At 74.0% G+C, this 26,134-nt stretch carries 20 protein-coding genes; 8 read left to right on the top strand and 12 right to left on the bottom strand.

The genetic code is table 11. From position 1 onward, the window contains the following. Positions 1 to 89 precede the first annotated feature (89 nt). Positions 90 to 929, top strand: a complete 840-nt coding sequence (locus BLQ91_RS10765; RefSeq protein ID WP_090096570.1) for a helix-turn-helix transcriptional regulator — start codon at positions 90 to 92, stop codon at positions 927 to 929. Between the two features lie 8 nt (positions 930 to 937). Here the strand turns inward: BLQ91_RS10765 and BLQ91_RS10760 are convergent, their stop codons facing one another. After that, complete coding sequence (locus BLQ91_RS10760; RefSeq protein ID WP_425412454.1) at positions 938 to 1,183, bottom strand: early set domain-containing protein; 246 nt, start codon at positions 1,181 to 1,183, stop codon at positions 938 to 940. Positions 1,184 to 1,357: 174 nt separating this feature from the next. Continuing rightward, positions 1,358 to 1,996 (bottom strand): DedA family protein, encoded by a 639-nt coding sequence (locus BLQ91_RS10755; RefSeq protein ID WP_090096568.1) that lies wholly within the window; start codon positions 1,994 to 1,996, stop codon positions 1,358 to 1,360. Between the two features lie 345 nt (positions 1,997 to 2,341). Here BLQ91_RS10755 and BLQ91_RS10750 point away from each other — a divergent pair, with 345 nt between their 5' ends. After that, the gene (locus BLQ91_RS10750; RefSeq protein ID WP_090096567.1) at positions 2,342 to 2,584 is read left to right on the top strand and encodes an acyl carrier protein; all 243 of its coding nucleotides are present in this window, start codon (positions 2,342 to 2,344) and stop codon (positions 2,582 to 2,584) included. 88 nt (positions 2,585 to 2,672) lie between these two features. Here the strand turns inward: BLQ91_RS10750 and BLQ91_RS10745 are convergent, their stop codons facing one another. Continuing rightward, positions 2,673 to 3,467 (bottom strand): DNA-formamidopyrimidine glycosylase family protein, encoded by a 795-nt coding sequence (locus BLQ91_RS10745; RefSeq protein WP_090096566.1) that lies wholly within the window; start codon positions 3,465 to 3,467, stop codon positions 2,673 to 2,675. Between the two features lie 73 nt (positions 3,468 to 3,540). Here BLQ91_RS10745 and BLQ91_RS10740 point away from each other — a divergent pair, with 73 nt between their 5' ends. Continuing rightward, the gene (locus tag BLQ91_RS10740; protein WP_090096769.1) at positions 3,541 to 3,852 is read left to right on the top strand and encodes a hypothetical protein; all 312 of its coding nucleotides are present in this window, start codon (positions 3,541 to 3,543) and stop codon (positions 3,850 to 3,852) included. Positions 3,853 to 3,877: 25 nt separating this feature from the next. On the opposite strand, the gene BLQ91_RS41155 is transcribed toward BLQ91_RS10740, so the two are convergent. Next, positions 3,878 to 4,015: a hypothetical protein gene (locus tag BLQ91_RS41155; RefSeq protein ID WP_176959660.1), complete on the bottom strand. Its 138-nt coding sequence runs from the start codon at positions 4,013 to 4,015 to the stop codon at positions 3,878 to 3,880. Between the two features lie 250 nt (positions 4,016 to 4,265). On the opposite strand from BLQ91_RS41155, the gene BLQ91_RS10735 reads away from it, so the two are divergent. After that, positions 4,266 to 5,399: a helix-turn-helix domain-containing protein gene (locus tag BLQ91_RS10735; protein ID WP_090096565.1), complete on the top strand. Its 1,134-nt coding sequence runs from the start codon at positions 4,266 to 4,268 to the stop codon at positions 5,397 to 5,399. A 121-nt stretch (positions 5,400 to 5,520) separates the two neighbouring features. Continuing rightward, positions 5,521 to 5,874 (top strand): hypothetical protein, encoded by a 354-nt coding sequence (locus BLQ91_RS10730; RefSeq protein ID WP_143022582.1) that lies wholly within the window; start codon positions 5,521 to 5,523, stop codon positions 5,872 to 5,874. Positions 5,875 to 5,943: 69 nt separating this feature from the next. On the opposite strand, the gene BLQ91_RS10725 is transcribed toward BLQ91_RS10730, so the two are convergent. From BLQ91_RS10725 to BLQ91_RS10705, 5 genes are all read right to left on the bottom strand, one after another. Next, on the bottom strand, positions 5,944 to 7,206 hold the full coding sequence (locus BLQ91_RS10725; protein ID WP_090096563.1) for a glutamate synthase-related protein: 1,263 nt from the start codon (positions 7,204 to 7,206) through the stop codon (positions 5,944 to 5,946). Beyond that, the gene (locus tag BLQ91_RS10720) at positions 7,203 to 8,195 is read right to left on the bottom strand and encodes an asparagine synthetase A (RefSeq protein WP_090096562.1); all 993 of its coding nucleotides are present in this window, start codon (positions 8,193 to 8,195) and stop codon (positions 7,203 to 7,205) included. Before BLQ91_RS10720 ends, BLQ91_RS10725 begins: the two co-directional genes overlap by 4 nt. A 30-nt stretch (positions 8,196 to 8,225) precedes the next feature. After that, complete coding sequence (locus BLQ91_RS10715; RefSeq protein WP_090096561.1) at positions 8,226 to 9,461, bottom strand: methylaspartate mutase; 1,236 nt, start codon at positions 9,459 to 9,461, stop codon at positions 8,226 to 8,228. Further along, the gene (locus BLQ91_RS10710) at positions 9,458 to 9,895 is read right to left on the bottom strand and encodes a cobalamin B12-binding domain-containing protein (RefSeq protein WP_090096560.1); all 438 of its coding nucleotides are present in this window, start codon (positions 9,893 to 9,895) and stop codon (positions 9,458 to 9,460) included. The genes BLQ91_RS10715 and BLQ91_RS10710 overlap by 4 nt, the downstream gene beginning before the upstream one ends. Positions 9,896 to 9,995: 100 nt before the next feature. After that, positions 9,996 to 10,361, bottom strand: a complete 366-nt coding sequence (locus BLQ91_RS10705) for a nuclear transport factor 2 family protein (protein WP_090096559.1) — start codon at positions 10,359 to 10,361, stop codon at positions 9,996 to 9,998. Positions 10,362 to 10,529: 168 nt separating this feature from the next. On the opposite strand from BLQ91_RS10705, the gene BLQ91_RS10700 reads away from it, so the two are divergent. After that, complete coding sequence (locus BLQ91_RS10700) at positions 10,530 to 13,355, top strand: AfsR/SARP family transcriptional regulator (RefSeq protein ID WP_245733316.1); 2,826 nt, start codon at positions 10,530 to 10,532, stop codon at positions 13,353 to 13,355. Between the two features lie 74 nt (positions 13,356 to 13,429). On the opposite strand, the gene BLQ91_RS10695 is transcribed toward BLQ91_RS10700, so the two are convergent. The 3 genes from BLQ91_RS10695 to BLQ91_RS10685 are packed head-to-tail and all read right to left on the bottom strand — an operon-like array spanning position 13,430 to position 16,910. Continuing rightward, positions 13,430 to 14,194 carry a thioesterase II family protein gene (locus tag BLQ91_RS10695; RefSeq protein WP_090096557.1) on the bottom strand — a complete coding sequence of 255 codons (765 nt, stop codon included), beginning with the start codon at positions 14,192 to 14,194 and terminating at the stop codon, positions 13,430 to 13,432. 8 nt (positions 14,195 to 14,202) lie between these two features. Then, positions 14,203 to 15,873, bottom strand: a complete 1,671-nt coding sequence (locus BLQ91_RS10690; protein ID WP_090096556.1) for a non-ribosomal peptide synthetase — start codon at positions 15,871 to 15,873, stop codon at positions 14,203 to 14,205. Further along, positions 15,870 to 16,910: a TauD/TfdA family dioxygenase gene (locus BLQ91_RS10685; RefSeq protein ID WP_090096555.1), complete on the bottom strand. Its 1,041-nt coding sequence runs from the start codon at positions 16,908 to 16,910 to the stop codon at positions 15,870 to 15,872. The genes BLQ91_RS10690 and BLQ91_RS10685 overlap by 4 nt, the downstream gene beginning before the upstream one ends. A 191-nt stretch (positions 16,911 to 17,101) precedes the next feature. On the opposite strand from BLQ91_RS10685, the gene BLQ91_RS10680 reads away from it, so the two are divergent. Both BLQ91_RS10680 and BLQ91_RS10675 read left to right on the top strand, forming a co-directional pair. Beyond that, positions 17,102 to 21,733 carry a non-ribosomal peptide synthetase gene (locus BLQ91_RS10680; RefSeq protein ID WP_090096554.1) on the top strand — a complete coding sequence of 1,544 codons (4,632 nt, stop codon included), beginning with the start codon at positions 17,102 to 17,104 and terminating at the stop codon, positions 21,731 to 21,733. Next, on the top strand, positions 21,730 to 26,133 hold the full coding sequence (locus BLQ91_RS10675) for an amino acid adenylation domain-containing protein (RefSeq protein WP_245733315.1): 4,404 nt from the start codon (positions 21,730 to 21,732) through the stop codon (positions 26,131 to 26,133). Before BLQ91_RS10680 ends, BLQ91_RS10675 begins: the two co-directional genes overlap by 4 nt. Position 26,134: the final 1 nt, after the last annotated feature.

The raw sequence follows: 26,134 nt of genomic DNA, 5'->3' as shown, positions 1-26,134 counted from the left end.
ACTCGCTTCAGGGGGCGGCAACCAGCGCACGTCCACCCCGGGCACGGCATGACCAGGCTGTGCGGCGTCCGCGCGCCTAGGCTGGCGGCGTGACCCGAGACCGTGCCGCGCTGGGCGAGTTCCTCCGCGCCTGCCGCGACCGCCTGACCCCGGCGGAGGCGGGCATCGAGGCGTTCCCCGGCCGACGACGGGTGCCGGGTCTGCGCAAGGAGGAGGCCGCGCTGCTCGCGGGCCTGAGCACCGACCACTACAGCCGCCTGGAACAGGGCCGCCAGTCGCGCGTGTCCGACGACGTGGTCGACGCGCTGGCCAGGGCACTGCGCCTCACCGGGGTCGAGCACGGGCACCTGCGCGACCTCGCCGCCCCCACCTCGCGCAGGACCGCGGGCGCGTGGTCGTCGCCCCAGCGACCGGAACCGGGCCTGCTGCGCGTGATGACGAGCCTCGACCACCTTCCCGTGCTCCTGCTGGGCAGGCGGGCGGAAGTCCTGGCGCGCAACGCGCTGCTCACCGAGGTGCTCGGCCACGCCATGCCGGCGGGCACCTCGTTCCCCCGCTACCTGTTCACCGACCCCGCCGCCCGCGAGCGCATCGCGAACTGGCGGGACTTCGCCGCGGCGGCGGTCGGCGGGCTGCGCCTGGAACTCGGCCGCAACCCCGGGGACGCGCTGCTCACCGCGCTCGTCGACGAGCTGCGCGCGGCCAACCCCCAGGTGGCGGGGTGGTGGGACGAGCAGGGCGTGGCGGACCGGACGTCCCAGGTCAAGCAGATCGTCCACCCGGTGGCGGGAGACCTGCGGTTCCACATCGAGGCGGTCACCGTGCCGCACGCCCCCCACCAGCGGCTGGTGGTCTACACCGTGGAACCCGGCTCCCCCACCGCGCACGTCCTGCCGCTCCTGGCGTCGTGGACCGCGTCCGTCGGCTGAGGGCCTCTTCAGACGCTGATCAGACCACCCTGGCCGTCGTGGGTGGTCGCGTCCTCGTCGTCGAACCAGTGGCCGTCCGGGCCGAGGTAGCGGAACCGCAGGGTGGTGCCTCGCGGCACGACGACCGCCGCGGTGCGCTTGCCGTTGGAGCGGGGGCGGAGCTCGGTCGTTCCCGGCGTCCAGTCGTTGAAGTCGCCGACCACGCTGACGGGCCCCGGCGGCTCGTGCCGGGGCAACGCCCACGTGACTCGCACTTGCTGGTCCTTCGCAGGCACGATCCGGATCATCGAGTCGTCATCCCTTCGCGTTCCTTGGTCGCCGTGCCGTGGCAGCCTGCCGACGAACGCCACCGCGGACGAGCCGACGCGCCGCGAATACCCGGATCGGGTGGTCTTCGCCCGCGAAAGGTTACTGCCAGACCGGCCGCTTCAGGCGACCTCCTCCAGCTCCCTGGTCTCGGTGGCCTGCCTGCGGCGGCGGAGCACGACGACCGCGCCGATCACGACAGCGATGGCCAGCAGCACCCACATCGCCCCGTTGAAGACCGATTCGACGTACTTGGCCGAGGCGCCCGCGGCCGAGCCGATGCCGATGTGCAGCGCCGACCAGCACACCGCGCCCGCGACGGAGGCGGGCAGGAACCGGCGGTACTCCATTCCGGACGCACCCGCCGACGCGGGGACCAGCGTCCGCACCACGGGCATGAACCGCGCGACGAACACCGCCCAGGCGCCGCGGGTGCGCAGCAGCTCCGCCGCCTTGTCCCAGTGCTGCCGCCCGACCTTCCGGACCAGCCTGCTGTCCCGCAGCCGGTCGCCGAACCGGCGGCCGAGGTGGTAGCCGATGCTGTCGCCCGCGATCGCGCACACCGAGACCACGAGCCACATGACCAGGAACCGGGGCACGCTCGTCACCGTCGTCGAGGCCAGCAGCAGAGCGCTCTCACCCGGCGCCAGGAAACCCACGCCGAGCGTGCACTCCGCCAGCGTCAACGCACCCGTCACCGCGAGCACGGCGGGCTGCGGCAGACCGGCCAGCCCTTCGAGGGCGTCGGTCAGGAAGGACATGCACTCTCCCCAGTCGGCAAAGCGGAAGTTCGGCTCGAGGGCGCACCGATGCCCCCGGCATCGCGCCTCTTCTGCCGGACAGTTGACCGGAACGGGCTCAGCTCGCACATCGGCCCGTGGTCTGACTTTCCCGTCCTTCTCGAGGACTACGGGCAGAGTCCCTCAGCCACCGGTTCCGAGGCGGAGCACGCACTACCCGTCCAACCGCCGAGGTACGCGCCCCGGTGCCGACCCGGTGATCACCCCGGGCGCGCCGTCCGGTGGAACGCGGCAATGTCGGCGGCATCGGTTTGATCCGGTCTCCCGGGGCTACTACACCGTTACCCACAACCACGGGAGGTAGCGATGGCAACCGGTGAGACCGGTTTCGACGACGTCACCTACGACCTGATCTCCGTCCAGTACCACGCTCTCAAGGCGGGGCACGACTACGGCCAGTACGTCCGCGACGCGGAGAACGCCGGCCGCCAGGACATCGCCGACTTCTTCCGCAGCGTCATGGAGGAGGACTCCGCGCGCGCCAAGCAGTGCCACACGTTCATCGCGGAGCTGTCCGGGTCGAGTGAATCGGGACCCGCGGTCACCTGACGCATCGGTCAGATCGCACCGAGGCCGTCCGTGCCCGCAGCGAGGGCATGGACGGCCTTGGCGCGTCCGGACCCGAACCTGGTGCGCGTCAAGCCTGGCAGACCGGGCACCACCAGGTCTCGCGGCCGTGCGGGGTGTGTTCGGCCGGACGGAACGCAATCGGTGTGCCGCAACGCAGGCACGGGCGTCGCGCCCTCCCGTACACCCAGTGTCGGGGCCGCGGCATGCCGGTCGTGTTCTGAGCCGGGTTCGCGCGGACCGCGTGCTCCAACCGCCGCCGGGCGTCGGTGAGCACCACTTCGACGTCGTCGACCGTGCCGGCGGCCTGCCAGGGGTTGACGCGGTGCAGGAAGAGCAGTTCCTGGGCCCACATGTTGCCCAGACCCGCGACCCGGCGCTGGTCCAGCAATGCCGCGACGATCGTCTCGTCGCCCGCGGCGGCGACCCGCTTCGCCGCGACGGTGATGCTGTCGATGCCCGTGGTGTCCGTGCCGAGCAGGTCCGGGCCGAGGTGTCCCACCACCGTGTGCTCGTCACGCGTCCTCAGCACGGTCAGCACCGGGAGCGCGACTCCGACGAGGGTGCGGCCGTCGTCCAGGCGCAGCGCTATCCGCAGATCGGGCATGACCCGTGCGGGCAACCGCTTGTGCGGACGGAGCACCGACCACGAGCCGGTCATCCTGAGGTGCGAGTGCACCGTGAGGCCGGCGTCGGTGCGGGACAGCAGGTGCTTGCCCCGCGCGCGCCATTCGAGGATGCGTTGTCCCGCCAGGTCGGCGGTGGCGAAGCGGGGGTGCCGGACGTCGCTGTGGACGATCAGCGAGCCTGCGGTGGCGGCGTCGAGGCGGGCCGCGATCCGCGCCACGCTGTCGCCCTCCGCCATCGTCCCATCATCGTCCACACCGGCCGGCGCGGCAGGTCACGCCCGCGCTGCCGAACAGTGCGATGCTGGTGTGATGGCTGAGCCGGAGCACACGCCGGACGGGCGCTTCGTGATCATCAACGGGCGGCGGTGGCGGGCGACCGATCCCGAGATCCCGCCCGAGACCTCGGCGCGGTTGCGCAGCTTGCTGATGGCGGCTCGCCGGGACGTCGGTGCCGCCCTCCGCGCTGAGGACGCCGAGGCGGAGCGTGAGGCTCGGGCACGGGTCCAGCTCGCGAAGGTGGCTCTCGGTGAGCGCGGCACGCCGTGGTGGGAGCAGACGGCGGGCCAGCGGCGGCAGCGGTGGCAGGAGGGCTTGGAGGCGCTGGACCGGCACGACGCCTGAGGGACCCGCGCGACGACCACCGGGGTCACTCCCAGGGGTTGCTGCCGGACGCGGTGACGGGGGCCGTGTCGGTGACGGCGTGGGCGGTGGTGGCGGCGACCGTGGTGAGGGCCGCGGCGGCGAGGGCGACGGCGGCGATCTTGGTGATGAGGGTGCGGATCATTCGGGGCTCCTCGGGGAATGTTTTCCGGCGATGAGACGAACGTTATGAGGGCCGTTGATCTCCGCACTATCGCGCGGTTTATCTCGGCGCTATCGCGGCGATGATGACGTTGTCGAACATGCTCTGAGCTGGGAGGAAGCAGGGCGGGGCCGCTGTTTTGCGACCGGGATATCCGCGGGGATGGCAGCGTGATAGCGGCGGCGCACACGATCGGCCCGACAAAACCACCTGCGTGAAAGAGGATGCCGAGATGGCCGTTCCGCCCGCCTTGGACCCCGGACTCCCGCCCTTCGCCCAGCTGCTGCGCAGGCATCGCAGCCGGGTCGGGTTGACCCAGCGGGAGCTGGCCGACCTGTCGACGGTGAGCGTGCGGGCCATCCGGGACCTGGAGCAGGGGCGGGCGCTGCGGCCGCGGCCGGACACGGTGCGGTTGATCGCCGAAGGGCTGCGGCTGGGCAGCCGGGCCCGGCACGACCTGGAGGTCGCCGCGGACCCGGACCGGCGCACCGAGGTCGACGCGGCGGCCGCTGTACCGCCCACCTCGCTGACCGCGCAGGTGGGGCGGGAGCTCGAGACCGGGGGGCTGGCCGCCGAACTGGCGGACGGGTGCCGGCTCGCGACCGTCGTGGGGTTGCCCGGTGTGGGGAAGACGCGGTTCGCGGCGGCGGTGGCCGGGGTGCTGCACGCCCGGATGCCGGTGCTGTGGGCCGGGGCGGACAGCACGCCGTTGCGGGACCCGCGACTGGCCGGGCTGGTGATGGCGTGGTCGGCGGCCGTGCGCACGGGTGGGCGGGTCGACGACGACCTGGCCGAGGTGATCGGTGCCCGTTCCGCGCTGGTCGTGCTCGACGGGGTCGACGGGCCGGTGTGCGGCGCGAGCGTGCTGCGGCTGCTCGCCGACTGCCCCGGTGTGCGGGTGCTGATCACCGCGCCGGCGCCGTGCGGGCTCGCCGGGGAACGCGTGTTCCTCTTGTCCGGCTTGGAGTCCGACGACGCGGCCCGGCTGCTGCTCGCCGACCACCCCGGTGCGGCGGACCCGGTGGAGGTCGGCCGCCTGTGCCGTGCCCTGGACGGACTGCCCGCCGCGCTCGCCGCCGTCGGCTCGTGGCTGTCGGTCTACCCGTTGCGGGAGCTGGCCGCCACCGACCCCGCCTGCCTGCTCGACGACACCCTCCTGCGCTCTCTGACCGCCGCCGCCGAGCCCTACCGCCGGGTGCTGCAGGAGCTGCCGCCGCGCTTCGGGCCGTCGGCGGACACCGGGCGTCTGCTGCGCGACCTCCTGCAACGCGGCCTGGTGCGACCCGTGGAGACGGAGACAGGGCGCAGTTTCACCGTCTCTCCCCTGGTCCGCTCGGTGCTGGCGGCCACGCCGCCGACGCCCTGACCAGTCGGCGGGCAGCCACGGGGTGTGTCCCTGCACGCCCCCGGCCTGCCTGCGCTACTGCCGAGGACACCGCCCACCTCGTGGTGGACTGGGTGCCTCGCCTAGCCCGGGAGCGTGACCGATGGACCCCATGACCGACAACGGTCCGATAGGCGCCGCGACGGAATCCCCCGTGCACGCCTTCTTCGTTCCCGCTGGCCCGGAGATCCTCGTCGTGTGGCCGCCCGCCCCGCACGCCCGCCGGGCCGCGGCGTGGGCGCTGCGAGCGCTGGGCTACGACCACGTCGGCGGGTTGATCTGCCTGGTCTCCCCCTCCCCCGACGCCCGCGCGGAGTGCGTGGCCACGGCTCTCGCCGTCGCCGACGCCGCGGCCGGCGGGCACCGGCCGCCGGGGCCGCCACCGGACCTCGCGGTCCGCCTGCGGGCCGACCCGGTCCACCTGTGCGGCCTCCGGGCCGCCGCGGGGCTGGCCTGAGCGAACGCCCTGCGCCCGCACCGGCAATCGGTGCGGGCACAGGGCGTTCGAAGGACGCGGCGGTGATGGTCAGACCTGAGCGACCGCCATCGGACTGGTGGGGACAGCCCAGCCCGCCGGTGACCACAGGTCCTCAGTGGACAGTGTGGACGGGTGGTATTTACCCAGTGCGCTGATCAGCAGGCGCAGTTCCAGGGTCATCGCCTCGACCAGGCGGGTCAGACCCGAACGGGGGTTCTCGTCGACCGCCAGCAGCGCTGCCCTGCCGAGTCCCGTGGCGGTCGCCCCGGCGGCCAGGCACTTCACGGCGCGCAACCCCTCCCAGACGCGGCCCGACACGAGCAGGCAGCCGCGCGGGGAACCGATGCGGCGCAGGCATTCCGCCAGCGGGAGGCCGACTCCCGCCAGTGATGCCGTGGGAGCCCAGCCGCTGCCGCCCTCGGCCCCGTCCACGGTGACCGCGTCCGCTCCGGCCTGCCACGCCACGTCCGCCGCCGCGGCGACGTCGCGTCCGGGCGGGAGCTTCACCCACACCCGCGCCCGCGGGTAGTTGTTGCGCATCAGGCGGACCTGCTGCCGCAGGATCTCCTCGGTGAACGTTCCCGGGCTGGCGCAGCGCAGCACCCGGTCCCCCTCGGGGTCGACCAGCGGTTCCAGCGCGAACCGGTCCGCGAGGCGGTCCGCCTGGGCGCGGTCGACGACGGTCAGTCCGCCGAGGCCGGGTTTGGCGCCCTGGCCGACCTTGAGCTCGAACCCCAGCCGTCCGGACTCGAGCAGCGGGCGCGTGGCCGGGTCGCTGTAGACGCGGTTCCAGACCTCGGCGTCGGCGTCCTCGGTGCTCTGCTGCACCACGACCCCGCCGGCACCGTCCGGGGCGTGGTCGGCGTAGGCGGTGATCCTGGCCAGCAGGGACCGCTCGCCGTTGTAGCCGTCGACCGGGACGACGTTCTCGCCGACGACCATCGGGATGCCCAGGGCACCCGCCTGGGCCGCGGCGGCACGCCCCAGATCGGTGCCCACGGCACTGGTCGAGCCGAACGCCGACAGGTACAGCGGCAGGTGTGCGGTGAACCCGCCGACGGTCGTGGTGAGGTCCACGTCGCCGTGCAGAGGTTCGCGGGCCAGGTCGATGAGCTTCTCCAGGCGCAGCGGCATGAACACCGGCGGCACCAGGCGGGCGGCGTCGAGGGCGTCGGCGGGCGGAGGCCCCACCGGCTCGCCCAGCAGGGCGGCGCCGTAGTCGGACAGGGCGGGGAACACCGCCGCCGCACCGCTGCGGGCCCGTTCCCGGACGGCCTGTTCCGGGAAGGTGTCCGCGCGCAGGGCGGTCACGGGGACACCACGCCGGGGATCTTCGGGAAGGCGCTGGCCTGCCAGACCGCGTCCAGCCCGCACAGGAAGCGGACCAGCCGCTCGAGGCCGATGCCGAAGCCCGCGCTGGACGGGACGCCCTCGCGCACCATCTTCAGGTACCAGGCGTACTTCGCCGGGTTCTCACCGGTTTCGCGCATCCGGGCGACGATGGCGGCGTACTCGTGTTCGCGCTCGCTGCCGCTGCACAGCTCGCCGTAGCCCTCGGGGGCCAGCAGGTCGAAGTTGAGCAGCCGGCCGGGGGCCGCCGGGTTCTCGCGGTCGTAGAAGCCGCGCGAGCCCTTGGGGTAGTCGGTGAGGAAGAACGGCCTGCTGGCCTTGGCCGACAGCAGCGCCTCCCCCTCCCAGTCGATCTCGGCGTCGGGGTTCTGCGCGTGGCCGGTCTCGTGCAGGTCGGCGACCGCGGCGGCGTGGGTGCGCCGCTCGAAGGCGCGGCCGGACAGCAGGTCGGTGAAGGCGTCCGGGTCGCGGCCCAGGACCTCCAGCTCAGGGACGCAGCGCTCGACGACCCGGCGCACGACGTGCACGACGAGGTCCTCGGCCACCCGCGTCGCGTCGTCGCGGGTGGCGCCGGCGACCTCGACGTCGATCTGGTGGAACTCGGCGAGGTGGCGGCTCGTGGAACTGGTCTCCAACGGCTCCAGGCGCACGTTGGGGGCGATGCAGAAGATCCGGTCGAACGCGGTCAGCGACGCCTGCTTGTAGAGGATGGCGCTGGTCATCAGCTTGTAGCGGTGGCCGTAGTAGTCGACGTCGACCTGCTTGGCCCCGCGCGCGCCCGGGTCGGTGACCGGGCCGATGACAGGCGGGAGCATCTCGGTGAAGCCCTGCCCGCCCAGGTGCTCGCGCACGGCGTCGAGCACCCGGTGCTGCACGCGCAGCACCGCGCGGGTGGCCGGTGAGGTGAGGTGGGCGCGCGGATCCGCCGGCGCCGGCGTGGTGGTGTCCATCGTGGTCACTCCTTGGGGACGGGGCGGGGGTCAGGCGCGGTCGAAGATGCGTTCGACGTGGGTGAGCGAGCGCAGCAGCTCGTCGGCGGTGGGATCGGCGGCGGGGACGGCGCGGCCGGCGGGCAGCGGCAGGGCTCCGAGGCGCGACCACTGCAGCCGCCCGTCGGTGTCCACGAACGCCCGCGTGCGGCCGGCGTTGTCCCGGTGCAGGCAGAAGGGCACGTCGAGGTAGCCGCGTTCGACCGCGCGGACCAGGGCGATGCCCACGTCGGGCGCGAGGTCGAGCACGGCGTCGACGAGCGCGCGGGCCTCGGCGAGCACGCCGGTGTCCTCGGCCGCGCCGCGGGGCTCGGCCCGCGACGCGGCCGCCGCGGCGGTCACCAGCGCGGTGACGTTCTCGGTGACGGTCGGGATGCGGTGCGCCTCCGCCGTCGTCTTGACGATCAGCCGCTCCGCACCGGTGCGCACGGCCAGCTCCGCGGACCGTTCCAGCAGGGCGGTCGCACCGCGCGGGGTGCGCGGGAACACGCCCATGTACGTGTAGAGCACGACGTGCCAGTCCACATCGGACAGGTGTTCGGCGGCGAGGGTGCGCAGGGCGGCCACGGCCTCGGCGTCCTGGTCGGGGTCGGTCTGCTGGGCGTAGCTCAGCGACATGCTGTCGATGCCGTGCTGGCGGAAGAACAGGCCCTCCAGCACGCTGATCGCCACCAGCAGGCCTGGCGGGCACAGCTGCCCCATCATGCAGCCGCCGAAGGACTCGAGGTGCGGCCGGGCGCCACGCTCGCGGGCGTCGGACAGCAGCAGGCAGGACTCGGCCCACGCGCGCACCGACTCGGCGACCGGGACCCGGCTGTAGGGCAGGCAGTACGACAGCGGCCCGCCTTCCGTCGCGTCCAGCCCGGCGGCCAGCAGGGCGGCGACGATCTTCTGCGGGCACGCCGAGCCGTGGCGCACCTGAACCGGGAACCCCGGTCCGTGCAGCCCGTCCAGCACGGACCGGGTCGTCTCGGTCGGGTGCGCGGCGATGGGATAGCCGTTGAGGTCGGCACCGGTGGCCAGCGCCTTGCGCACCGCGTGGTGGTCGCCCACGCGCGTGAAGCTGTCGACGGTGATCGTGCCCGCCGCCCGCACCCCGGCTCCGCGCACCGCGGCGAGCCCGGCCCGCATCCGCGCCGGGTGGGCCACGCCCATCCTGGGCTGCACGACCAGCTCACCCGCGGCGGCCGCGCGGGCGACGTAGCCGCCGAACGAGCCACCGGTCACGACCGCACCCCCGCGGCGAGCCGGTCGACGTAGCAGCGGAACGCCGCGATCGCGTCGGCGTCCTCGAACACCGCGTCGAAGCCGGCGGCCAGCAACGCCTCCGCGCGGCCGCCCGCGCCGTCGACGCCGAGCTTGCCGCCGACGACGACCGGGGTGCCCGCCAGCCGTGCGCGCAGCGGTCCGATGACGCGCCTGGCGTCCTGGAACCCGTGCCCGTTGACGCTGCTGAGCACGACGAGGTCCGGTCCTGCCTGTTCGCACCGGGACGTCAGCAGCCCGTCGGGGACGCACGCACCCAGGTTGGTCACGCGGTGTCCCATCTCCTCCAGCACCAGCTGCAGGTACACGAGGTTCCAGGTGTGCGCGTCGGAGGCGAGCCCGGAGACCACGATGTCGAGGCGGGCTGCGTCCGGCAGGGCGGCGTCCAACTCCATGGGGCGAGCTCCTCTGTCGCGGGTGTTTCCCTGTCCCGAAACTAGAAGCCGCGCCGCACGTCGCCAGGCAGCGGCGACGGCAGCCGTCCGGCAGTTGCCGCTATAGGGACGGCGGATCGAGGTAGTAGAAGCGTCGGCTGCACAGCAGCAGCCCTTCGTCCGAAAGGGTCACCACGTCGGCGAACTCGGAGGGTGTGCGGCACTCCGCCCCCGCGGGCGGGGTGTAGCGGCCGACGACGACCACGGTGTCCTTGTCCACCACCACTTTGTGGAGGTGGTGCCGGCCGCGCAGGGCCGCGGAGGCGCTCAGCAGCCGCACGGTGTGGTCGCGGCCGTGCCCCAGTGGCGCGTCACAGCGTTTGAGCTGCATGTCCTCGTGCAACAAAGAGGCGTACCCGTCCAGGTCCCCCGTGTCGAGGTAGTGGTAGGACAGGCGGACGTGGTCGACGCCTGCGGCGGTGCTCATGGCGGTTCTCCTCACGCGCTGAACGGCAACCGTCCCGCCGCACGGCAACCTGCCGATATCTTCTCGCTATCGCGAGGGCTTGTCCTCCTGCGTGACCGTGTGCTTACCCTCGGGGCACCTCAGACCCCGGGAAGGCGGCCGCGCTCTATGTCACCAGGAGGTTTCCGGGTGCTCGGTCCGGTCGAGGTCGACGGTCCCGGCGGTGCGGCGCGGATCCCGCCGGGCAGGCAGCAGGTGATCCTCGGCCTGCTGCTCGTGGAGGCCAACCGGGTGGTGAGCACCGAGACGCTGGTCGACGCCCTGTGGGACGAGAACCCGCCGGACACCGCCCGCACGCAGGTGCAGATCTGCGTCTCCCGGCTGCGCCGCACCCTGGACGGAGCGGGCCTGGCCGCGATGATCGACACCCGTCCGCCCGGCTACCGGTTGCGGCTCAACGGGGACGCGCTGGACCTCGCCGACTTCCTCGCCGGCACCACCGAGGCCCGCGTCCTGGTCAAGGAGGGGCGCACCGCCGAGGCGGCCGCGCTGCTGCGGGAGGCCGCGGCGCTGTGGCGCGGGCCGTGTCTGGGCGGAGCCCCCAACCGGTCGCTGCGGACCCGCGCGCTGCGGCTGGACGAGGAGCGGCTCACCTGCGTCGAGGACCACCTGGAGCTGGAACTGGACCTGGGCCAGCACCACCGGCTCGTCGGGGAGGTCACGCGCCTGGTCCACGAGCACCCGCTGCGGGAACGGCCGCGAGCCCTGCTGATGCTGGCGCTGCACCGCTCCGGCAGGCAGGCCGAGGCCCTCGACGCCTACCGCGACGGCCGTGCCCTGCTGGTCGAGGAGCTCGGCCTGGAGCCGGGAGAACGGCTGCGCGAGCTGGAGGCGGCGATCCTCGCCGGCGAGACCCCCACCCGGCCCCGGGCCGGCGCGGTGGCACCGGCACCGCGGGCGGCCGAGACCGTGCAGCCTGCCCGGCCGCGGCAGCTGCCCGCCGACACCGCCGACTTCGTGGGCGACGAGGAGGTGTTGCGCGACGCGCAGTCCGTGCTCGTCGGGGACGCCGGGCGCTCGGCCGTCGGGGTCGTGGTGATCACGGGGCGGCCCGGGGTCGGCAAGAGCACGGTGGCCGCCCACCTGGCGCACCGCGTGGCGCAGGAGCACTTCCCCGACGGACAGCTCCACTGCGACCTGCACGGCACCGGCACCCCGTCCACCGTGGACGAGGTGCTGGGCCGTTTCCTGCTCGCCCTGGGCATCCCCGGGCCCGTGATCCCCGACGGCGTCGACGCCAGGCTGGAGATGTACCGGACGCTGCTCGCGGACCGGCGGGTGCTGGTCGTGCTGGACGACGCGGCCACCGAGGCCCAGGTCCTGCCGTTGCTGCCGGGCAGCAGCACGTGTGCGGTGGTGGTGACCAGCCGGTCGCGGCTGACCGGTCTTCCCGGCGCCCGGCAGGTCGAGCTGGACGTCCTCGGCACCGCGCAGTCGTTGCGGCTGCTCGGCCTGGTCGTCGGGGAGCACCGGGTGCACCGCGAGCCCGAGGCCGCCGAGGCACTCGTGCGCACCGTGGGCGGACTGCCGCTGGCGCTGCGGATCATCGCCGCCCGCCTGGCCGCACGTCCACATTGGACGCTCGCGTCGATGGTGCAGCGGCTCGCCAGCGAGCGGCACCGGCTCGACGAGCTCGCCCACGGCGAGCTGACCATCCGCGCCAGTCTCGCGCTGACCCACGACGGCCTCGACCGCCGGTCCCGGCTGCTGTTCGGGCTGCTGAGCCTCGCCGAGGGGCCCGCCGTCCCCGGCTGGGTCGCGGGCGCCGTGCTCGACGACGACCGGCCGTTCCCGTCGGACCTGCTCGAACCGCTGGTGGACGTGCAGGTGCTCGACGTGGTGTCGGTCGAGCCGACCGGCGAGTTCCGCTACCGCTACCAGGACATCCTGCGCCTGTTCGCCCGCGAGAAGGCCGCGGAGGAGATCCCCGCCGGTGACCGCGCCGCCGCCGTGTCCCGCCTGCTCGGCGGGTGGCTCGCGCTGGCCGACCAGGCGCACCGCGACATCTACGGCGGTGACTACTCCTCGCTGCACGGAACCGCGCCGCGCTGGCGGCCCCCGTCCGGCGGTGCGCCCGCCGACCCCCTGGAGTGGATGGACGGCGAGCTGGAGAACCTGTGCGCGGCCGTCCACCAGGCGGCCGCCGCCGGCCTCGACGAGCTGTGCTGGGACCTCGCGGTCACCTCCGTCACCCTGTTCGAGTCGCGGGGCTACCTCGACGACTGGGAGCGGACCCACGCCGAGGCCCTCACCGCCGTCCGCGCGGCGGGCAACACCCGCGGCACCGCGGCGGTCCTGAGCTCGCTGGGCACCCTGCACATCAACCGCGGCCGTCTCGACGCCTCCCGCGACGCCCTGCTCCCGGCCAGGGAGCTGTTCGAGGAGCTGGGCGACACCCACGGCCTGGCGCTGTGCCACCGCGACCTGGCCCTGATCGCCCGCAACACCGGGGACGACACCACCGCGCTGCGGCTCTACGACCGCTCCCTCGCGGGCTTCACGGCGGTCGACGACGTCGTGGGCCGCGCGATCGTCCTCACCCAGCGGGCCTTCATCCTGGCCGGCGACGGCGAGATCTCCCGTGCCCGCACCGACCTCGCCGAGGCGATGGCGGTCCACGAGTCCGTCGGCTACACCGGGGGCGCCGCCCGCACGCTCAACCGGATCGCCCAGGTGCAGGCCGTGGCGGGCGAGCACGCCGAGGCCACCTCGACCATGCGCCGCGTCCTCGACATGGTCCGGGAGGCCCGTGACGTCATCGGCGAGGGCCAGCTCCTGCGCAACCTGGGCCAGGTGAGCGCCGCCGCCGGTCGTCACGCCGAAGCCCGCTCGTACCTCGAAGAGGCGCTCGCCGTGCGCGAGCGGATCCTGGACCACAGAGCCGCGGCCACGATCCGCGCCGAGCTGGCGGCGTTACCGGTGCGAGAGGCACCCACGCTGGTCGCGGCAGGCTGAGCGGAACGACGAGGGCTCCCTGCCGCGTGGTGAGCGCGGAAGCCCCGAGGCCTCCACGCCCGCCCGCACCACGATCACACCCCGGCGGGGACGGACCCCAGCGCCGGGATGAACCGGGGCAGCGTCCGCCACACCTCCTCGGTGTAGAAGTGCCCGCCCGGCAGCTCCACGTGCCGGTACTCACCGCCGGCCAGCGCCCGCCACTGCGCCGCCGTGTCCGCGACGATCACGTCGTCGTCGGCACCCGTCAGCACCTGCAGCGGCACGCCGACCGCGGTCCCGCCGGTGTAGGCGAAGGTGTCCCGGACGCGGATGTCGGCGCGCATCAGTTCCAGCGCCATCTCCCGCAGCTCCTCGTTGCCGAGGACGTAGTCCGCGAGCAGGCCGTTGACCGTCATCCACGACAGCAGTCCCGCGTCGGTGTCGCTCTGCGCGGGGAACATGTCGCGCGGCGTCAGCCCCCGGCTCGGCGCGTTGGCCGACGACACCACGAGGGCGTCCGGGCGGCGCCCGCCCGCCTGCTCGATCCGGGCGGCGACGTCGAACGCCATCCACCCGCCCATGCTGTGCCCGAAGAGGACGTACGGCCGGGTCGCCGCCGCGAGCACGGCCTCGGTGGCGTCGGCCGCGAGGGCCTGCCAGTCCTCGGCGTGGTCCTCGAGGAACCGCCCGTCCCGTCCGGGGTAGCAGATCGCGGCGAGCTCCACGTCGGCCGGCAGGACGTCGGCCCACGGCAGGTAGGGACCCGCGCCGCCGCCGCAGAACCCGAGGCACACCAGCGACCTCGTGGCCTCCGGCTTGCGGCGGGGGCGGACCACCACGTTGTCGATGTTGTCCACCAGTCCTCCTAGACGCGCAGGGACTCGACGTGCCGGGCGAGATCGGTCAGGCGGGGGTGGCGGTAGACGTCGCGGGGGGACATCTTGAGGCCGAAGGTCTTCTTCACCCTCGACACCACCCGCAGCGCGACCAGGGAGTGGCCGCCGAGGGCGAAGAAGTCGTCGTCGGCGTTCACCGCGTCGCGGCCGAGGACCTCGGCCCACACCTGGGCGATGAACTGTTCGAACTCGCCTTCCGGAGCGGTGCCGGCGACTGCCGGCGGCGCGGGCAGGGCGGCGGTGTCGAGCTTGCCGCCCGGGGTCAGCGGCAGCGCGGCGACCTCGACGAACGCGGCCGGGACCATGACCTCCGGCAGGGAGGCCGCGGCGTGCTCGCGCAGCTCCCGTGCGCCCGCGAGGCCCGAGGGCACGTAGTAGGCGACGGGCTGGCCCGCCAGGTCGTCGCGGACGACGACGGCGGCCGCGGCGACGGCCGGGGACGACCGCACGACGGTCTCGATCTCCCCCAGCTCGACCCGGTGGCCGCGGATCTTGACCTGGCGGTCGGCGCGGCCGTGGAACTCGAGCAGGCCGTCGCCGGTGCGGCGCACCAGGTCGCCGGTGCGGTACATGCGCGCGCCGGGCTCTCCGGACGGGTCCGGCAGGAAGCGGCAGGCGGTCAGGCCGGAGCGGCCGAGGTAGCCGTCGGTGACGCGGGGACCGGCGACGAAGAGCTCGCCGATCTCGCCGTCGGGGACCTCGCGCAGCCCGGCGCCGAGCACCAGGAGCCGGTTGCCGGGCAGCGGGTCGCCGATGCCGGGGTGGTCGCCCTCCACCACGGCGACCGTCGCGTCGACGGTGCACTCGGTCGGGCCGTAGAGGTTGAACGCCTCCACGGTGCGGGCGGCGGCCAGCTCCCGCCACACCGGCACGCTGATCGGCTCGCCGCCGATGAACAGCCGCAGCCGCCTGCCGTCGGGGCGTCCGGGCAGCAGGTGCTCGCGCAGCATCTCCCAGTGCGTCGGCGTCATGTCCACATCGGACACACCGCACTCGTCGAGCCACGCGGCGAGCTTGGCGGGCTCGGTGCGGTGCGCGTCCTCCAGGACGACCACCGTGTCGCCGCGGCAGACCCTCGCCCACTGCTGCACGGACGCGTCGAAGGACGCGCTGGCGTTCCAGGCCACGACCCGGGGTTCGGCCGCGTACACGGCCATCTGCTCCAGTCCGTCCACAAGGGACGCCACGCCGCCGCGGGTGGCCAGCACCCCCTTGGGCAGTCCGGTGGAGCCGGAGGTGTAGATCACGTAGGCCGAGTCGCCGGGCGACACGACGACGTCGGTGTGCTCCCCCTGAAGGGCACCGGCCAGGTCGTCCGGCGTCACGGTCGTGCGCACGGCGGCGTCGGTGGCCATGTGCGCCAGGCGGTCAGCCGGGTAGGCAGGGTCGAGCGGCACGTACGCCGCGCCGGCCCGCCACACCGCGAGCAGCGCGACGAGGAGCCCGTTGCCGCGTGGCACGCTCACGCCCACGCGGTCACCGCGGCGCACCCCGCGCCCGGCGAGCACGGCGGCCAGCGCGGCCGTGCGGGCCTCCAGTTCGGCGAAGGTCAGCGCGCCGGCGGTGTCGCGCACGGCGACCCGTCCGGGCGCGGTCCGCACGACGTCGTGGAAGCGGGACAGCAGGTCCCGGCCGGTCATCGGTCCTCTCCGCTCATCGGGGTCGCCGACGGGGCGACGGTGGGCGCGCAGTCCAGCACGGAGACCGGCTCGCCCATCGCGACGACGATCTTGCGGTCGCCGCGGAACGGGTCGCGGCCGTGCGTGGACAGGACGTTGTCGACCAGCAGCAGGTCGCCGCGGCCCCAGCGGCGGCGGGTGGTGGCGGCCTCGTAGGCGGCCTGGACGGTGGCGAGTTCCTCGCGGCTGAGCACGGTGCCGTCACCGAAGGCGGTGTTGAACGGCAGGTCCTCGACGCCGAACTCGTCGACCAGCGCGTCGCGCAGCTCCTCGTCGAGCGCCCACTCGTTCCAGAACGCCATGTGGTTGAACCACACCTCCGCGCCGGTCACCGGGTGCGAGATGATGCCGGGGCGCAGCTGGGTGGTGCGCAGGTGGCCGTCGGACTGCCACTGGCAGGACACCAGGTTCTCCGCGCAGTAGGCCTCCACGTCGTCCTTCGTGGCCGCGGCGAACGCGGTCTGCCACGAGGTCGAGATGTGCTCGGAGTAGCTGCGGTTGAGCAGCCAGCCGACCTCCCGCATCTTGGCGACCAGCTCCACCGGCAGCGACGCGAGCACCTTGCGGCAGTCGGCCACCGGGGTCGCGCCGCCCTCCGGCGGGGCGATCAGGCAGGCGAACATGAGCAGGCCGGGGAACGTCAGGGTGTAGCTGTTCTCGTTGTGCATGTGGATCGGCTGCGCGGCGGGCAGGTCGGTGGACGAGAACACGCCGTTGCCGAAGTCGCTGCGCGGGGTGGCCTTCTCCCGGTACGGGGTGCGCTCGGGCATCAGCGTGTCGCGCACGAGGGCGAAGTCGTCGACGTCGTGCACGGGCAGGCCGCGCACGTACACCGCGGCGTGTTCGTGCAGCAGGTCCCGCAGGGCGTCGGCGTTGGCCCGCAACCACTCCGCGGCCTGCTCGATCGAGTGCACGTCCTCGGCGTCCACGGTGGCGGGCGCGCCGGGCTCGATCGTGCACACCAACGGCGTCGTTCCTGACAAAGCGGTGGGGCTCATCGCAGTTCCTCTCTGCTGGCGTGGTGCCGACGCTAGGGAGGCCGCGAACCCTTGTGCGGCAGGCGGTGCGGCAGCTGCTGGGGCAGGTGCGGGCTTCCGCCAAGGTGCCGCTCGACCTGCCGATCCGGCCCTCGGCGCGCGCCTAGCTTTCGACTCGAACGTCCACCGCGCACACCGATCCGGAGGGTGACATGTCGCTGCACGAGGAGGTCGGCCGCATCGCGACCGCCACGCCGGACCGCACCGCGGTGCGGTTCGGGGGAAGGTCGACGGGCTACGCCGAGCTCGACCGGACGGCGGGCGAGCTGGCCGCGGCACTCGCCGGCGCGGGGTTGCGGCCCGGCGGCGTCGTGGCGGTGCGCAGTCGTTCGCGGTCGGACTACGTGACGGCGATGCTCGCCGTGTGGCGGGCGGGCGGCGTGTACCTGCCGCTCGACCCCGAGGCCCCCGCCGGGCGCACCCAGGACATGCTCGACGACTCGGGCGCCGCTCTGATCATCGAGGACGGCGCTGTCCGCGAGACCGCGGTCGCCGCCCGCGGCGCGACCGCCGGACTGGCCTACCTGATCTACACCTCGGGCACCACCGGCCGGCCCAAGGGCGTCGCCGTCGGTCACGGGGCACTGGCCGCGCACGTGCCGGCCGTCGCGGAGCGCTTCGGGATCACCGGCCACGACGTGGTGCTGCAGCTCGCGGGCCCGTCCGTCGACGTCGCCGTCGAGCAGGTGCTGACCGCGCTCACCTCGGGCGCGTGCCTGGTGCTGCCCGAGCGGCGGTTGCTGTCGGTCGACGAGCTGCTGCGCCTGGTCGAGGACGAGCAGGTCACCGTGGCCAACCTCCCCGCCGGCTACTTCCACGACTTCACCGCCGCCCTGGACCGGGTGCCGCCGTCGCTGCGCGTCATGGTCTCCGGCAGCGACCGGCTGTCCCCGGCCGCGGCGGCCGAGTGGACGCGGCGCACCGGCGTGCGGCTGTTCAACGCCTACGGCCCCACCGAGACCGTGATCACCGCGACCGTGCACGAGACCGCCGGCGAGACCGGTTCGGTGCCGATCGGCACGCCGGTCGGCGGGCGGCGCGCACACGTCCTCGACGGCCTGCGCCCGAGCGAGGAGGGCGAGCTGTACCTCGGTGGCCCCGAACTGGCGGTCGGCTACCTGGGCAGCGCCGCGCTGACGGCCGCGCGCTTCCTGCCCGACCCGTCCGGCCCGCCGGGATCGCGCATGTACCGCACGGGCGACACCGTCCGCCGCGGCGCCGGCGGCGTGCTCGACTTCGTCGGACGCGGCGACGACCAGGTCAAGGTCCGCGGCTACCGCGTGGAGCTGGGCGAGGTGCAGCACGCCCTCGCGGCGCACCCGGACGTGGAGACCTGCGCGGTCGTCCCGCACGGCACCGGCCTGGCCGCCTACGTCACCGGCGCGGTGGACACCGCCGAGGTGCGCGACTTCCTCGCCCGGCGGCTGCCCGCGCACATGGTCCCCGCCTCGGTGACCGCGCTCGCCCGCCTGCCCCTCACCGGGGGTGGCAAGGTCGACCGCGCCGCGCTGCCCGCGCCGGCCGCCGCCGCACCCGTGGCCGACGACGCGCCCCGCGACCACACCGAACAGCTGCTCGCCGGGATCTGGGCCGACGTCCTGGGCGTCCGCCGGGTCGGCGCGCACGACAACTTCTTCCACCTCGGCGGAGACTCGCTGACCGCCGTCCGGGTCGCGAGCCGCGTGTTCGAGGCGTTCGGACCGGTCTCGCCGTACCTGGTGTTCGAGGCGCCCACGCTCGCCGGGTTCGCCGCCGCGCTGCGGACCGGATCGACGCCGGCACGGCCCGGTCCGGTCGCCCGGCCCGGTGTCCCCGCGCCGTTGTCGCGCTTCCAGCGCGGTCTGTGGCTGCGGGAGTGCTGGGAGCCCGGCGGCTCGGTCTACAACGTGCCCTGGCTGTTCCACTTCTCCGGCCCGCTCGACACGGCCGCCTTGCGCCGAGCCCTGCAGTCGGTGGCCGACCGGCACGACGCGCTGCGCTCGACCGTCGGCACGGACGCGGACATGGCACCCGTGCTGGTCGTCCACGACCGCGTGGAGGTGCCGTTCACCGAGTCGCACGCGGATCTCGACCAGGAGGTCGCCGCCGTGGCGCAGCTCCCGTTCGACCTGGCCGAAGGGCCGCTGGTGCGCGCCCGCTTGGTGCACACCGGCCCCGGCGAGGCGACTCTGGTGCTCGTCGTGCACCACATCGTCTGGGACGAGGGATCGCTGCGGGTGCTCGACCGCGAACTGCGCGAGTGCTACCTCGCCGCCGTCGAGGGCCGTGCGCCCCGCCTGCCCGAGCTGGCCGTCCAGTACAGCGACTACGCCCGTTGGTCCGCGGCGGACGAGTCCGATGTGGACTACTGGGTCGAGCACCTGCGCGGAGCACCGTCGACACCCGCTATCCGCCCCGACCGCGACGGCGCCGCGGCCACCGGGCGGGGCGGGGTCCTGCCCTTCGCCTTCGAACCGGGACTCGCCGAGGGGGTGCGCTGCCTCGCCCGTGCCGCCGGCGCCACGCCGTACCTGGTGCTGCTGGCCGCCCTCGTCGAGGCGCACCGGCGCCGCGGGGTCTCCGACGTCGTGATCGGCACGCCGGTCAGCGTCCGCGACCGCGCCGAGCTCGACGCCCTCGTGGGCTACTTCATCAACCTCGTTCCGTTGCGCTTCCGGCCCGACGAGGAGGAGCTGACCGGCCGCGACCTGCTCGACCACGTGCGTTCGGTGGCGCTGGACGGCTTCCGCCACCAGGGCGTGCCGTTCGAGGAGATCGTCGCCGCGACGTCCGGCGAGCGCAGCGGCTCGGGCACCCCGGTGTTCCAGCTGGTCTTCGAGATGCACACCGCCGACGCCGGGACAGCCCCGTACGGCGAGGTGACCGTCGAGAAGCGGTTGCACGCCAACGAGTTCTCCCGGTTCGACCTGTCCTGGTCCGTCGAGGACGACGGGGTGGGCCTCCACGGCCGCGTCGAGTACGCGACCGACCTGTTCGACCCCTCCACCGCCGCGGCGCTGGGCGCGCAGTGGCGGGCGGTGGTCGAGGAGCTGGTCGCCGACCTCGACGCGGAGCTGCCCGCACCGGCCGCGCCCGTCGACGTCGACACCCCCGTGCACGTCCGGATCGCCTCGCAGGCCGCACGGACCCCGGACGCGGCCGCCCTGGTGTCCGGCGAGGAGTCGCTGACCTACGCGGAGCTCGACGCCGCCGCCAACCGCGCCGCCCGGCACCTCGCCGGGCTCGGGGTCCGCCCCGGCGACGTGGTGGCCGTCCGCATCCCCCGTGACACCGCCCTGGTCGTGGCGCTTCTCGCCGTGCTCAAGGCCGGTGCGGCCTACACGCTGCTCGACCCGGACCTGCCGGCCGCACGGCAGGACCAGGTGATCACCGATGCGGGCGTGCGCCTGGTCGTCACCGCCGAGACCGTGGCCGGGGCCACCGGCGACACCACCGGCTTCGCGGTGCCGGTCGACGCCGACGCCGTCGCCTGCGTCATGTACACCTCCGGTTCCACCGGTCGTCCCAAGGGCGTCGCCGCCACGCACCGGGCGCTCGCGGCCACCTACAGCGGCCAGGACTACGCGGGGTTCGGCCCCGACGAGGTGTGGCTGCAGTGCTCGCCCGTGTCGTGGGACGCGTTCGGCCTGGAGCTGTACGGGGCGCTGTTGTTCGGCGGGACCTGCGTGCTGCACCCCGGCCAGCGGCCCGACCCGCAGACCATGGCCGAGCTGGTCGCCCGGCACGGCGTCACGCAGCTGCAGCTGTCGTCGAGCCTGTTCAACTTCCTGGTCGACGACCTGCCGGAGGTCTTCGCCGGCCTGCGGATGGCGTTCACCGGCGGGGAGCGCGCCTCGGCCGCACACATCGCCCGTCTCGCCGAGCGCTACCCGCACGTGCGGGTCGTGAACGGCTACGGACCGGTGGAGAGCATGGGCTTCACCACCACCCACGACGTGACCGACGCCGACCCCACCGCGGCGGTGCCCATCGGCAGGGCCGTGGCGCACAAGGGGGTCCACGTCCTCGACGACAAGCTCCAGCCCGTCGGCGGCACCGAGCCGGGCGAGATCTGGGTGACCGGCGCAGGCCTCGCCCTGGGCTACGTCGCCCAGCCCGGCACCACCGCCGGACGCTTTCTGCCCGACCCGTTCGGCCCTCCGGGGTCGAGGATGTACCGCACCGGTGACATCGGCGGCTGGAACCCCGACGGCACCCTGGCCATCACCGGCCGCGCCGACGACCAGGTCAAGATCCGCGGGTTCCGGGTGGAGCCCGGCGAGGTCGCCCACGCGCTGGCGGGGTGCCCCGGGGTCGGCGACTGCGCCGTCGTGGCGCACGAGCCCGAGCCCGGCCGGCCCCGTCTCGCCGCCTACGTCACGGCCCGCGGCGACGTCGTCCCGGACCTCGCCGGCGTGCACCGGCACCTCGAGGGCCTGCTGCCGGACTACATGCTGCCGTCCAGCGTCACCGTCCTCGACGCGCTTCCGCTGACCGCCAACGGCAAGCTCGACCGGGCCGCGCTGCCCGCCCCCACCGGGACCGTTGCCCCTCCCTCCGGCGGGCAGGCCGCGACCGACGCCGAACAGCTGGTGGCGCGGGTCTGGGCCGAGGTGCTCGGGCTCGCCGAGGTCGGCCCGGACGACAACTTCTTCCGCGTCGGCGGCAACTCCCTCGCCGCGGTGCGCGTCGCCATGCACCTGTCCAGCGCGACCGGGTCCCGCGTCCTGCCCCGCCAGGTGTTCGCCGCGCGGACCGTGAGCGCCCTCGCCCGCACGCTCGAGACGACTGGAGCAGCACAGTGACCACCACGACGCCGGTCTCCGGCCTGCAGCGCGGCCTGTGGTTCATGGACCGCTGGAACCCCGGATCCGCCGCCTACCTCGTGCCGTGGGTCTTCGAGTTCGACGGCCCGGTCGACGCCGGCCTCCTGCACCGCGCCCTTCGGCTGCTGGTCGGACGGCACGACGCCCTGCGCACCACCTTCGACCTCGGCCCGGACGGTCCGGTGAGGACTGTCCACACGGGAGTGCGACTGCCGTTCGCCGAGGTCGCGGTCGACGGCCGGGCCGCTCTGCGCGCCCTGCTGGACACCGAGACCCGCACCGGGTTCGACCTGGCCGAGGGGCCGCTGCTGCGGGCCACCCTCGCCACCGGGCCGGGGGTGGCGGACACGCTCGTCCTCGTCGTGCACCACATCGTGTGGGACGGGTGGTCGGCCGGCGTGTTCGAGCGCGAGCTGGCCGAGGTCTACACCGCCCTCGCACAGGACCGGGAACCCGACCTGGCTCCCCTGTGGCCCGTCGACGACAGCGCGCTGTCCACTGAGGACTCGCTGGGGTACTGGACCGGGCGGCTCGCCGGTGCTCCCGCCGAGCTCGCGCTGCCCGCCGACCACCCCCGCCCGCCCAGCCGGACGTTCGCCGGCGACACGGAGGTGTTCGGCTTGCCGGTCGGCACGTCCGCACGCGTCCGCGACCTGGCCGCCGACCTCGGCGCCACGCCGTTCGTGGTGCAGGTCGCCGCGTTCGCCGCTCTGCTGCACCGCTGCACGGGCGCCCGGGACCTGGTGGTCGGCACCCCGGTCACCACCCGCGACCGCCCCGAACTGGCCGACGTGGTCGGCTACTTCGTCAACATCGTCGCCCTGCGTGTGAGCATCGACCCCGCCGCCACGTTCGCCGACCTGGTCGAGCAGGTCCGCGACGCCGCCTTCGACGCCTACGCCTGCCTCGACGTGCCCTTCGACGAGGTCGTGGACGCGCTGGCGCTGGAGCGCTCGGCCCGCCACGCACCGCTGGTGCAGGTCGTCTTCGGCGCGCACGCCGAGGACCCGGCACCGCTGCGCTTCGGCGCGGCCACCGCGACCCGGCGCATGCACCACAACGGCACCAGCAAGTTCGACCTGACCTGGTCGACCTTCGACGACGGCGAGCTGCGCGGCGAGGTGGAGTACGCCACCGACCTGTTCGACCGGGACACCGTGCTGCGCCTGGTCGGCCACTGGCGCACCCTGCTCGGCGCCGCGCTGGACGCGCCGGACCTCCCGCTGTGGCGGCTGAGCCCGCTCGACGCCGCCGAGAAGGCCGCCGCGCTCGCGCCCCCGCGAGCCGTCCCGGACGCTCCCCTGCCGCTGCACCGCGCGTTCGAGGCCGCCGCCGGCGCCCACCCCGACCGCCTCGCGCTGACGTGCGGCGATCAGTCCTGGACGTACGCGGAGCTCGACGCCGCCGCCAACCGGGTCGCCCACACCCTCGCCACCGACGGCGTGCGCCGGGGTGACCGGGTCGGCGTGCTGCTGGAACGCGGCGAGCGCGTCGTCACCACGATCCTGGGCGTGCTCAAGGCGGGTGCCGCCTACGTCCCCGTCGACCTGGCCACCCCGCGGGACCGCGCCGACTTCGTCTTCGCCGACACCGGCGTCGAGGTGGTCGTCACCGACGACTACCTGGCCGACCCGCGGCTCGCGCAAGCGCCGTCGCACCGGCCGGAGGTGCCCGTCGACCCGGCCGACCTCGCCTACGTCATCTTCACGTCCGGCTCGACCGGCAGGCCCAAGGGCGTCGCGGTCTCGCACGAGCACGCCGGCAGGCTGATGCGCTCGGGCGACGACCACTTCGCCTTCGCCGAGACCGACGTGTGGACCCTGTTCCACTCCTACGCCTTCGACTGGACGGTCTGGGAGCTGTGGGGGCCGCTGCACCACGGCGGCCGGCTGGTCGTGGTGCCCCGCGTGGTCAGCCGCTCGCCCGAGGCGTTCGCGGACCTGCTGGCCACCGAACGCGTCACCCGGCTGTGCCTGACCCCGTCGGCGCTGCGGACCCTCGAGGGCGTCCTGCGCACCTGGCCGCTCCCGTTGCCCGCGCTGCGCACGGTCATGCTCGGCGGCGAAGCGCTCGACCCGGCCGTGGTGCGCCGCTGGTTCGCGCTGGAGCAGTGCCCGCCCGCGGTCCTGTGCAACCTCTACGGCATCACCGAGACCACGGTGCACGTCACCACGCTCGACCTGCCCGACGCGGAAGCGTTCGGCCGCAGCCTGATCGGCGAGCCCATGCCGCACCTGTCGGCGCTGGTGCTCGACGAGCGCCTGCAGCCGTGCCCGATCGGCGTCGCCGGCGAGCTGTACATCGGCGGCGGGTCGCTGGCCAACGGGTACTGGGGCCGTCCGGGGCTCACGGCGCGGCGCTTCCTGCCCGACCCGTACGGCGTCGTGCCCGGCGGACGGCTCTACCGCACCGGGGACGTGGCCCGGCGGCTGCCCGGTGGTGGCCTGGAGTACGTGGGCCGCTGCGACGACCAGGTCAAGATCCGCGGTTTCCGCATCGAGCTCGGCGAGGTCGAGAACGCCGTCACCGCCCACCCCGCGGTCACCTCCTGCGTGGTGACCGTCCACGACACCAGGCTCGCCGCGTACGTCACCGTCGACGGCACGCCGCCGTCGTACGCCGAACTGCGCGCGTTCCTCGCGGAGACGTTGCCCGAGCACATGATCCCGGCGACGGCGACCGTGCTCGGCGTCATCCCGCTGACCGTCAACGGCAAGGTCGACCGGGCGGCGCTGCCCGCTCCCGACCTCGGCTCCGTGCGCGACACCGACGCGCACGTGGACCCCTCCACACCGCAGGAGCAGGCGCTCGCCGAGGTCTACGCCGAGGTGCTCGGTGTCGACGGCGTGGGCGCCGGGGACAACTTCTTCCACCTGGGCGGCGACTCCATCCGCGCCGTGCACCTCGCGGGGAAGCTGCGCGGACGCGGCTGGACCCTGTCGCTGCCGGACCTCTTCGGCGCGCCGACGCCGGCCGAGCTTGGTCCGCTGCTGAAGGCCTGCACCGGCCCCGCGAAGCGGTCCGAGCCGTTCGACCTGGTGTCCGAAGAGGACCGTGCGAAGCTGCCCGCCGACGTCGTGGACGCCTACCCGATGGTGGCCATGCAGATGTCGATGATCTACCACATGGAGCTGTCCGACGACGCCGGCGGCTACCACAACGTCAACAGCTACCGGGTCGCCGGCACGCTCGACGAGACCGCGCTGCGCCAGGCCGTCGGCGACGCCATGAACCGCCACCCCGTCCTGCGCACCACCTTGGACGTTTCCCGCTACAGCGAGCCGTTGCAACTGGTGCACGCCGAAGCCCCGGTGCCGGTCCTCGTGGAGGACCTGCGCGGCCTGAGCCCCGAGGAGCAGGCCGACGCCGTCGCCGACGTGTTCGACGACAACGTCGCCGCCCGGTTCGACCTCCGCACCGCCCCGCTGTTCCGGGTCACCGCCCAGCACCTGGCCGGCGACGCGTTCCAGCTCACCGTCGCCGAGCACCACGCCGTCCTCGACGGCTGGAGCTTCACCTCGCTGCTCACCGAGATCCTCGAACGGCACAGCGCGCCCGGCCGTGACCCGCTGCCCGCACCCCGGTCGACCTTCCGCGAGTTCGTCGCCGTCGAACGGGAAGCGCTGGCCTCGCGGGACAGCGAGCGGTACTGGAAGTCCACACTGGACGGAGTGAGCGGCGCGATCTGGTCCAGCGGACCACCGGAGCTGAGCGACCCGGAGATCCCGCGCACGATCGAACGCGTGATCCCCGGCGCCGACGAGGTGCTGCGCGACACCGCCCGCCGGCACGGCGTCACGGTGAAGACCGTCGGCCTGGCCGCGCACGTCGCCGCGCTGCACCGGATCACCGGTCTGCCGCGCTTCACCACCGGCCTGTCGGTCAACGGCAGGCTCGAGACCGACGGCGGCACCGAGGCGTACGGCCTGTTCCTCAACACCGTGCCCCTGGTGGTCGACTTCACCGAGAACGGCGCCGATCTGATCAAGGCGATGCACGAGGCCGAGGCGGCGATGCTGCCCCACCGCCGGATGCCGTTCGCCCGCATCGCCCGCCACCTCGCCGACACCCGGCTGGAGGCCTGCTTCGCCTTCCTGCGGTTCCACTCGCTGGGCAGGCTGGCCGACTCCCCGACCAAGCTGCTCGACGACCGCATCGGCTGCGAGCCGACCATGCGCTACGAGCCCACCAACTTCGCCCTCGGCGCCGCCCTGGTGCAGGACCCGTCGTCGGCGCGGGTGCTCCTCGCCGTCGACCACCTGCCCTCCGTCGTCCCCGACGAGGTGGCCGACGCCTACGCCGACGCCTACGTCGAGGCGCTGCACGTGCTCGCCGGCGACGCCACCGCGGACCCGCGGGTCCCGGCGTTCGCCCGCTAGC

Source organism: Lentzea jiangxiensis, from assembly GCF_900104175.1.
Taxonomy (GTDB): Bacteria; Actinomycetota; Actinomycetes; order Mycobacteriales; family Pseudonocardiaceae; genus Lentzea; species Lentzea jiangxiensis.
This window is presented reverse-complemented; position numbering and strand designations above follow the sequence as displayed.

What these genes read in the sequence shown, in the direction of transcription:
- BLQ91_RS41155 (WP_176959660.1), bottom strand. Translation starts at nt 4,015, where the DNA reads ATGATCCGCACCCTCATCACCAAGATCGCCGCCGTCGCCCTCGCCGCC.
- BLQ91_RS10705 (WP_090096559.1), bottom strand. Translation starts at nt 10,361, where the DNA reads ATGAGCACCGCCGCAGGCGTCGACCACGTCCGCCTGTCCTACCACTAC.
- BLQ91_RS10735 (WP_090096565.1), top strand. Translation starts at nt 4,266, where the DNA reads ATGGCCGTTCCGCCCGCCTTGGACCCCGGACTCCCGCCCTTCGCCCAG.
- BLQ91_RS10750 (WP_090096567.1), top strand. Translation starts at nt 2,342, where the DNA reads ATGGCAACCGGTGAGACCGGTTTCGACGACGTCACCTACGACCTGATC.
- BLQ91_RS10680 (WP_090096554.1), top strand. Translation starts at nt 17,102, where the DNA reads ATGTCGCTGCACGAGGAGGTCGGCCGCATCGCGACCGCCACGCCGGAC.
- BLQ91_RS10690 (WP_090096556.1), bottom strand. Translation starts at nt 15,873, where the DNA reads ATGACCGGCCGGGACCTGCTGTCCCGCTTCCACGACGTCGTGCGGACC.
- BLQ91_RS10745 (WP_090096566.1), bottom strand. Translation starts at nt 3,467, where the DNA reads ATGGCGGAGGGCGACAGCGTGGCGCGGATCGCGGCCCGCCTCGACGCC.
- BLQ91_RS10710 (WP_090096560.1), bottom strand. Translation starts at nt 9,895, where the DNA reads ATGGAGTTGGACGCCGCCCTGCCGGACGCAGCCCGCCTCGACATCGTG.
- BLQ91_RS10740 (WP_090096769.1), top strand. Translation starts at nt 3,541, where the DNA reads ATGGCTGAGCCGGAGCACACGCCGGACGGGCGCTTCGTGATCATCAAC.
- BLQ91_RS10685 (WP_090096555.1), bottom strand. Translation starts at nt 16,910, where the DNA reads ATGAGCCCCACCGCTTTGTCAGGAACGACGCCGTTGGTGTGCACGATC.
- BLQ91_RS10730 (WP_143022582.1), top strand. Translation starts at nt 5,521, where the DNA reads ATGGACCCCATGACCGACAACGGTCCGATAGGCGCCGCGACGGAATCC.
- BLQ91_RS10755 (WP_090096568.1), bottom strand. Translation starts at nt 1,996, where the DNA reads ATGTCCTTCCTGACCGACGCCCTCGAAGGGCTGGCCGGTCTGCCGCAG.
- BLQ91_RS10720 (WP_090096562.1), bottom strand. Translation starts at nt 8,195, where the DNA reads ATGGACACCACCACGCCGGCGCCGGCGGATCCGCGCGCCCACCTCACC.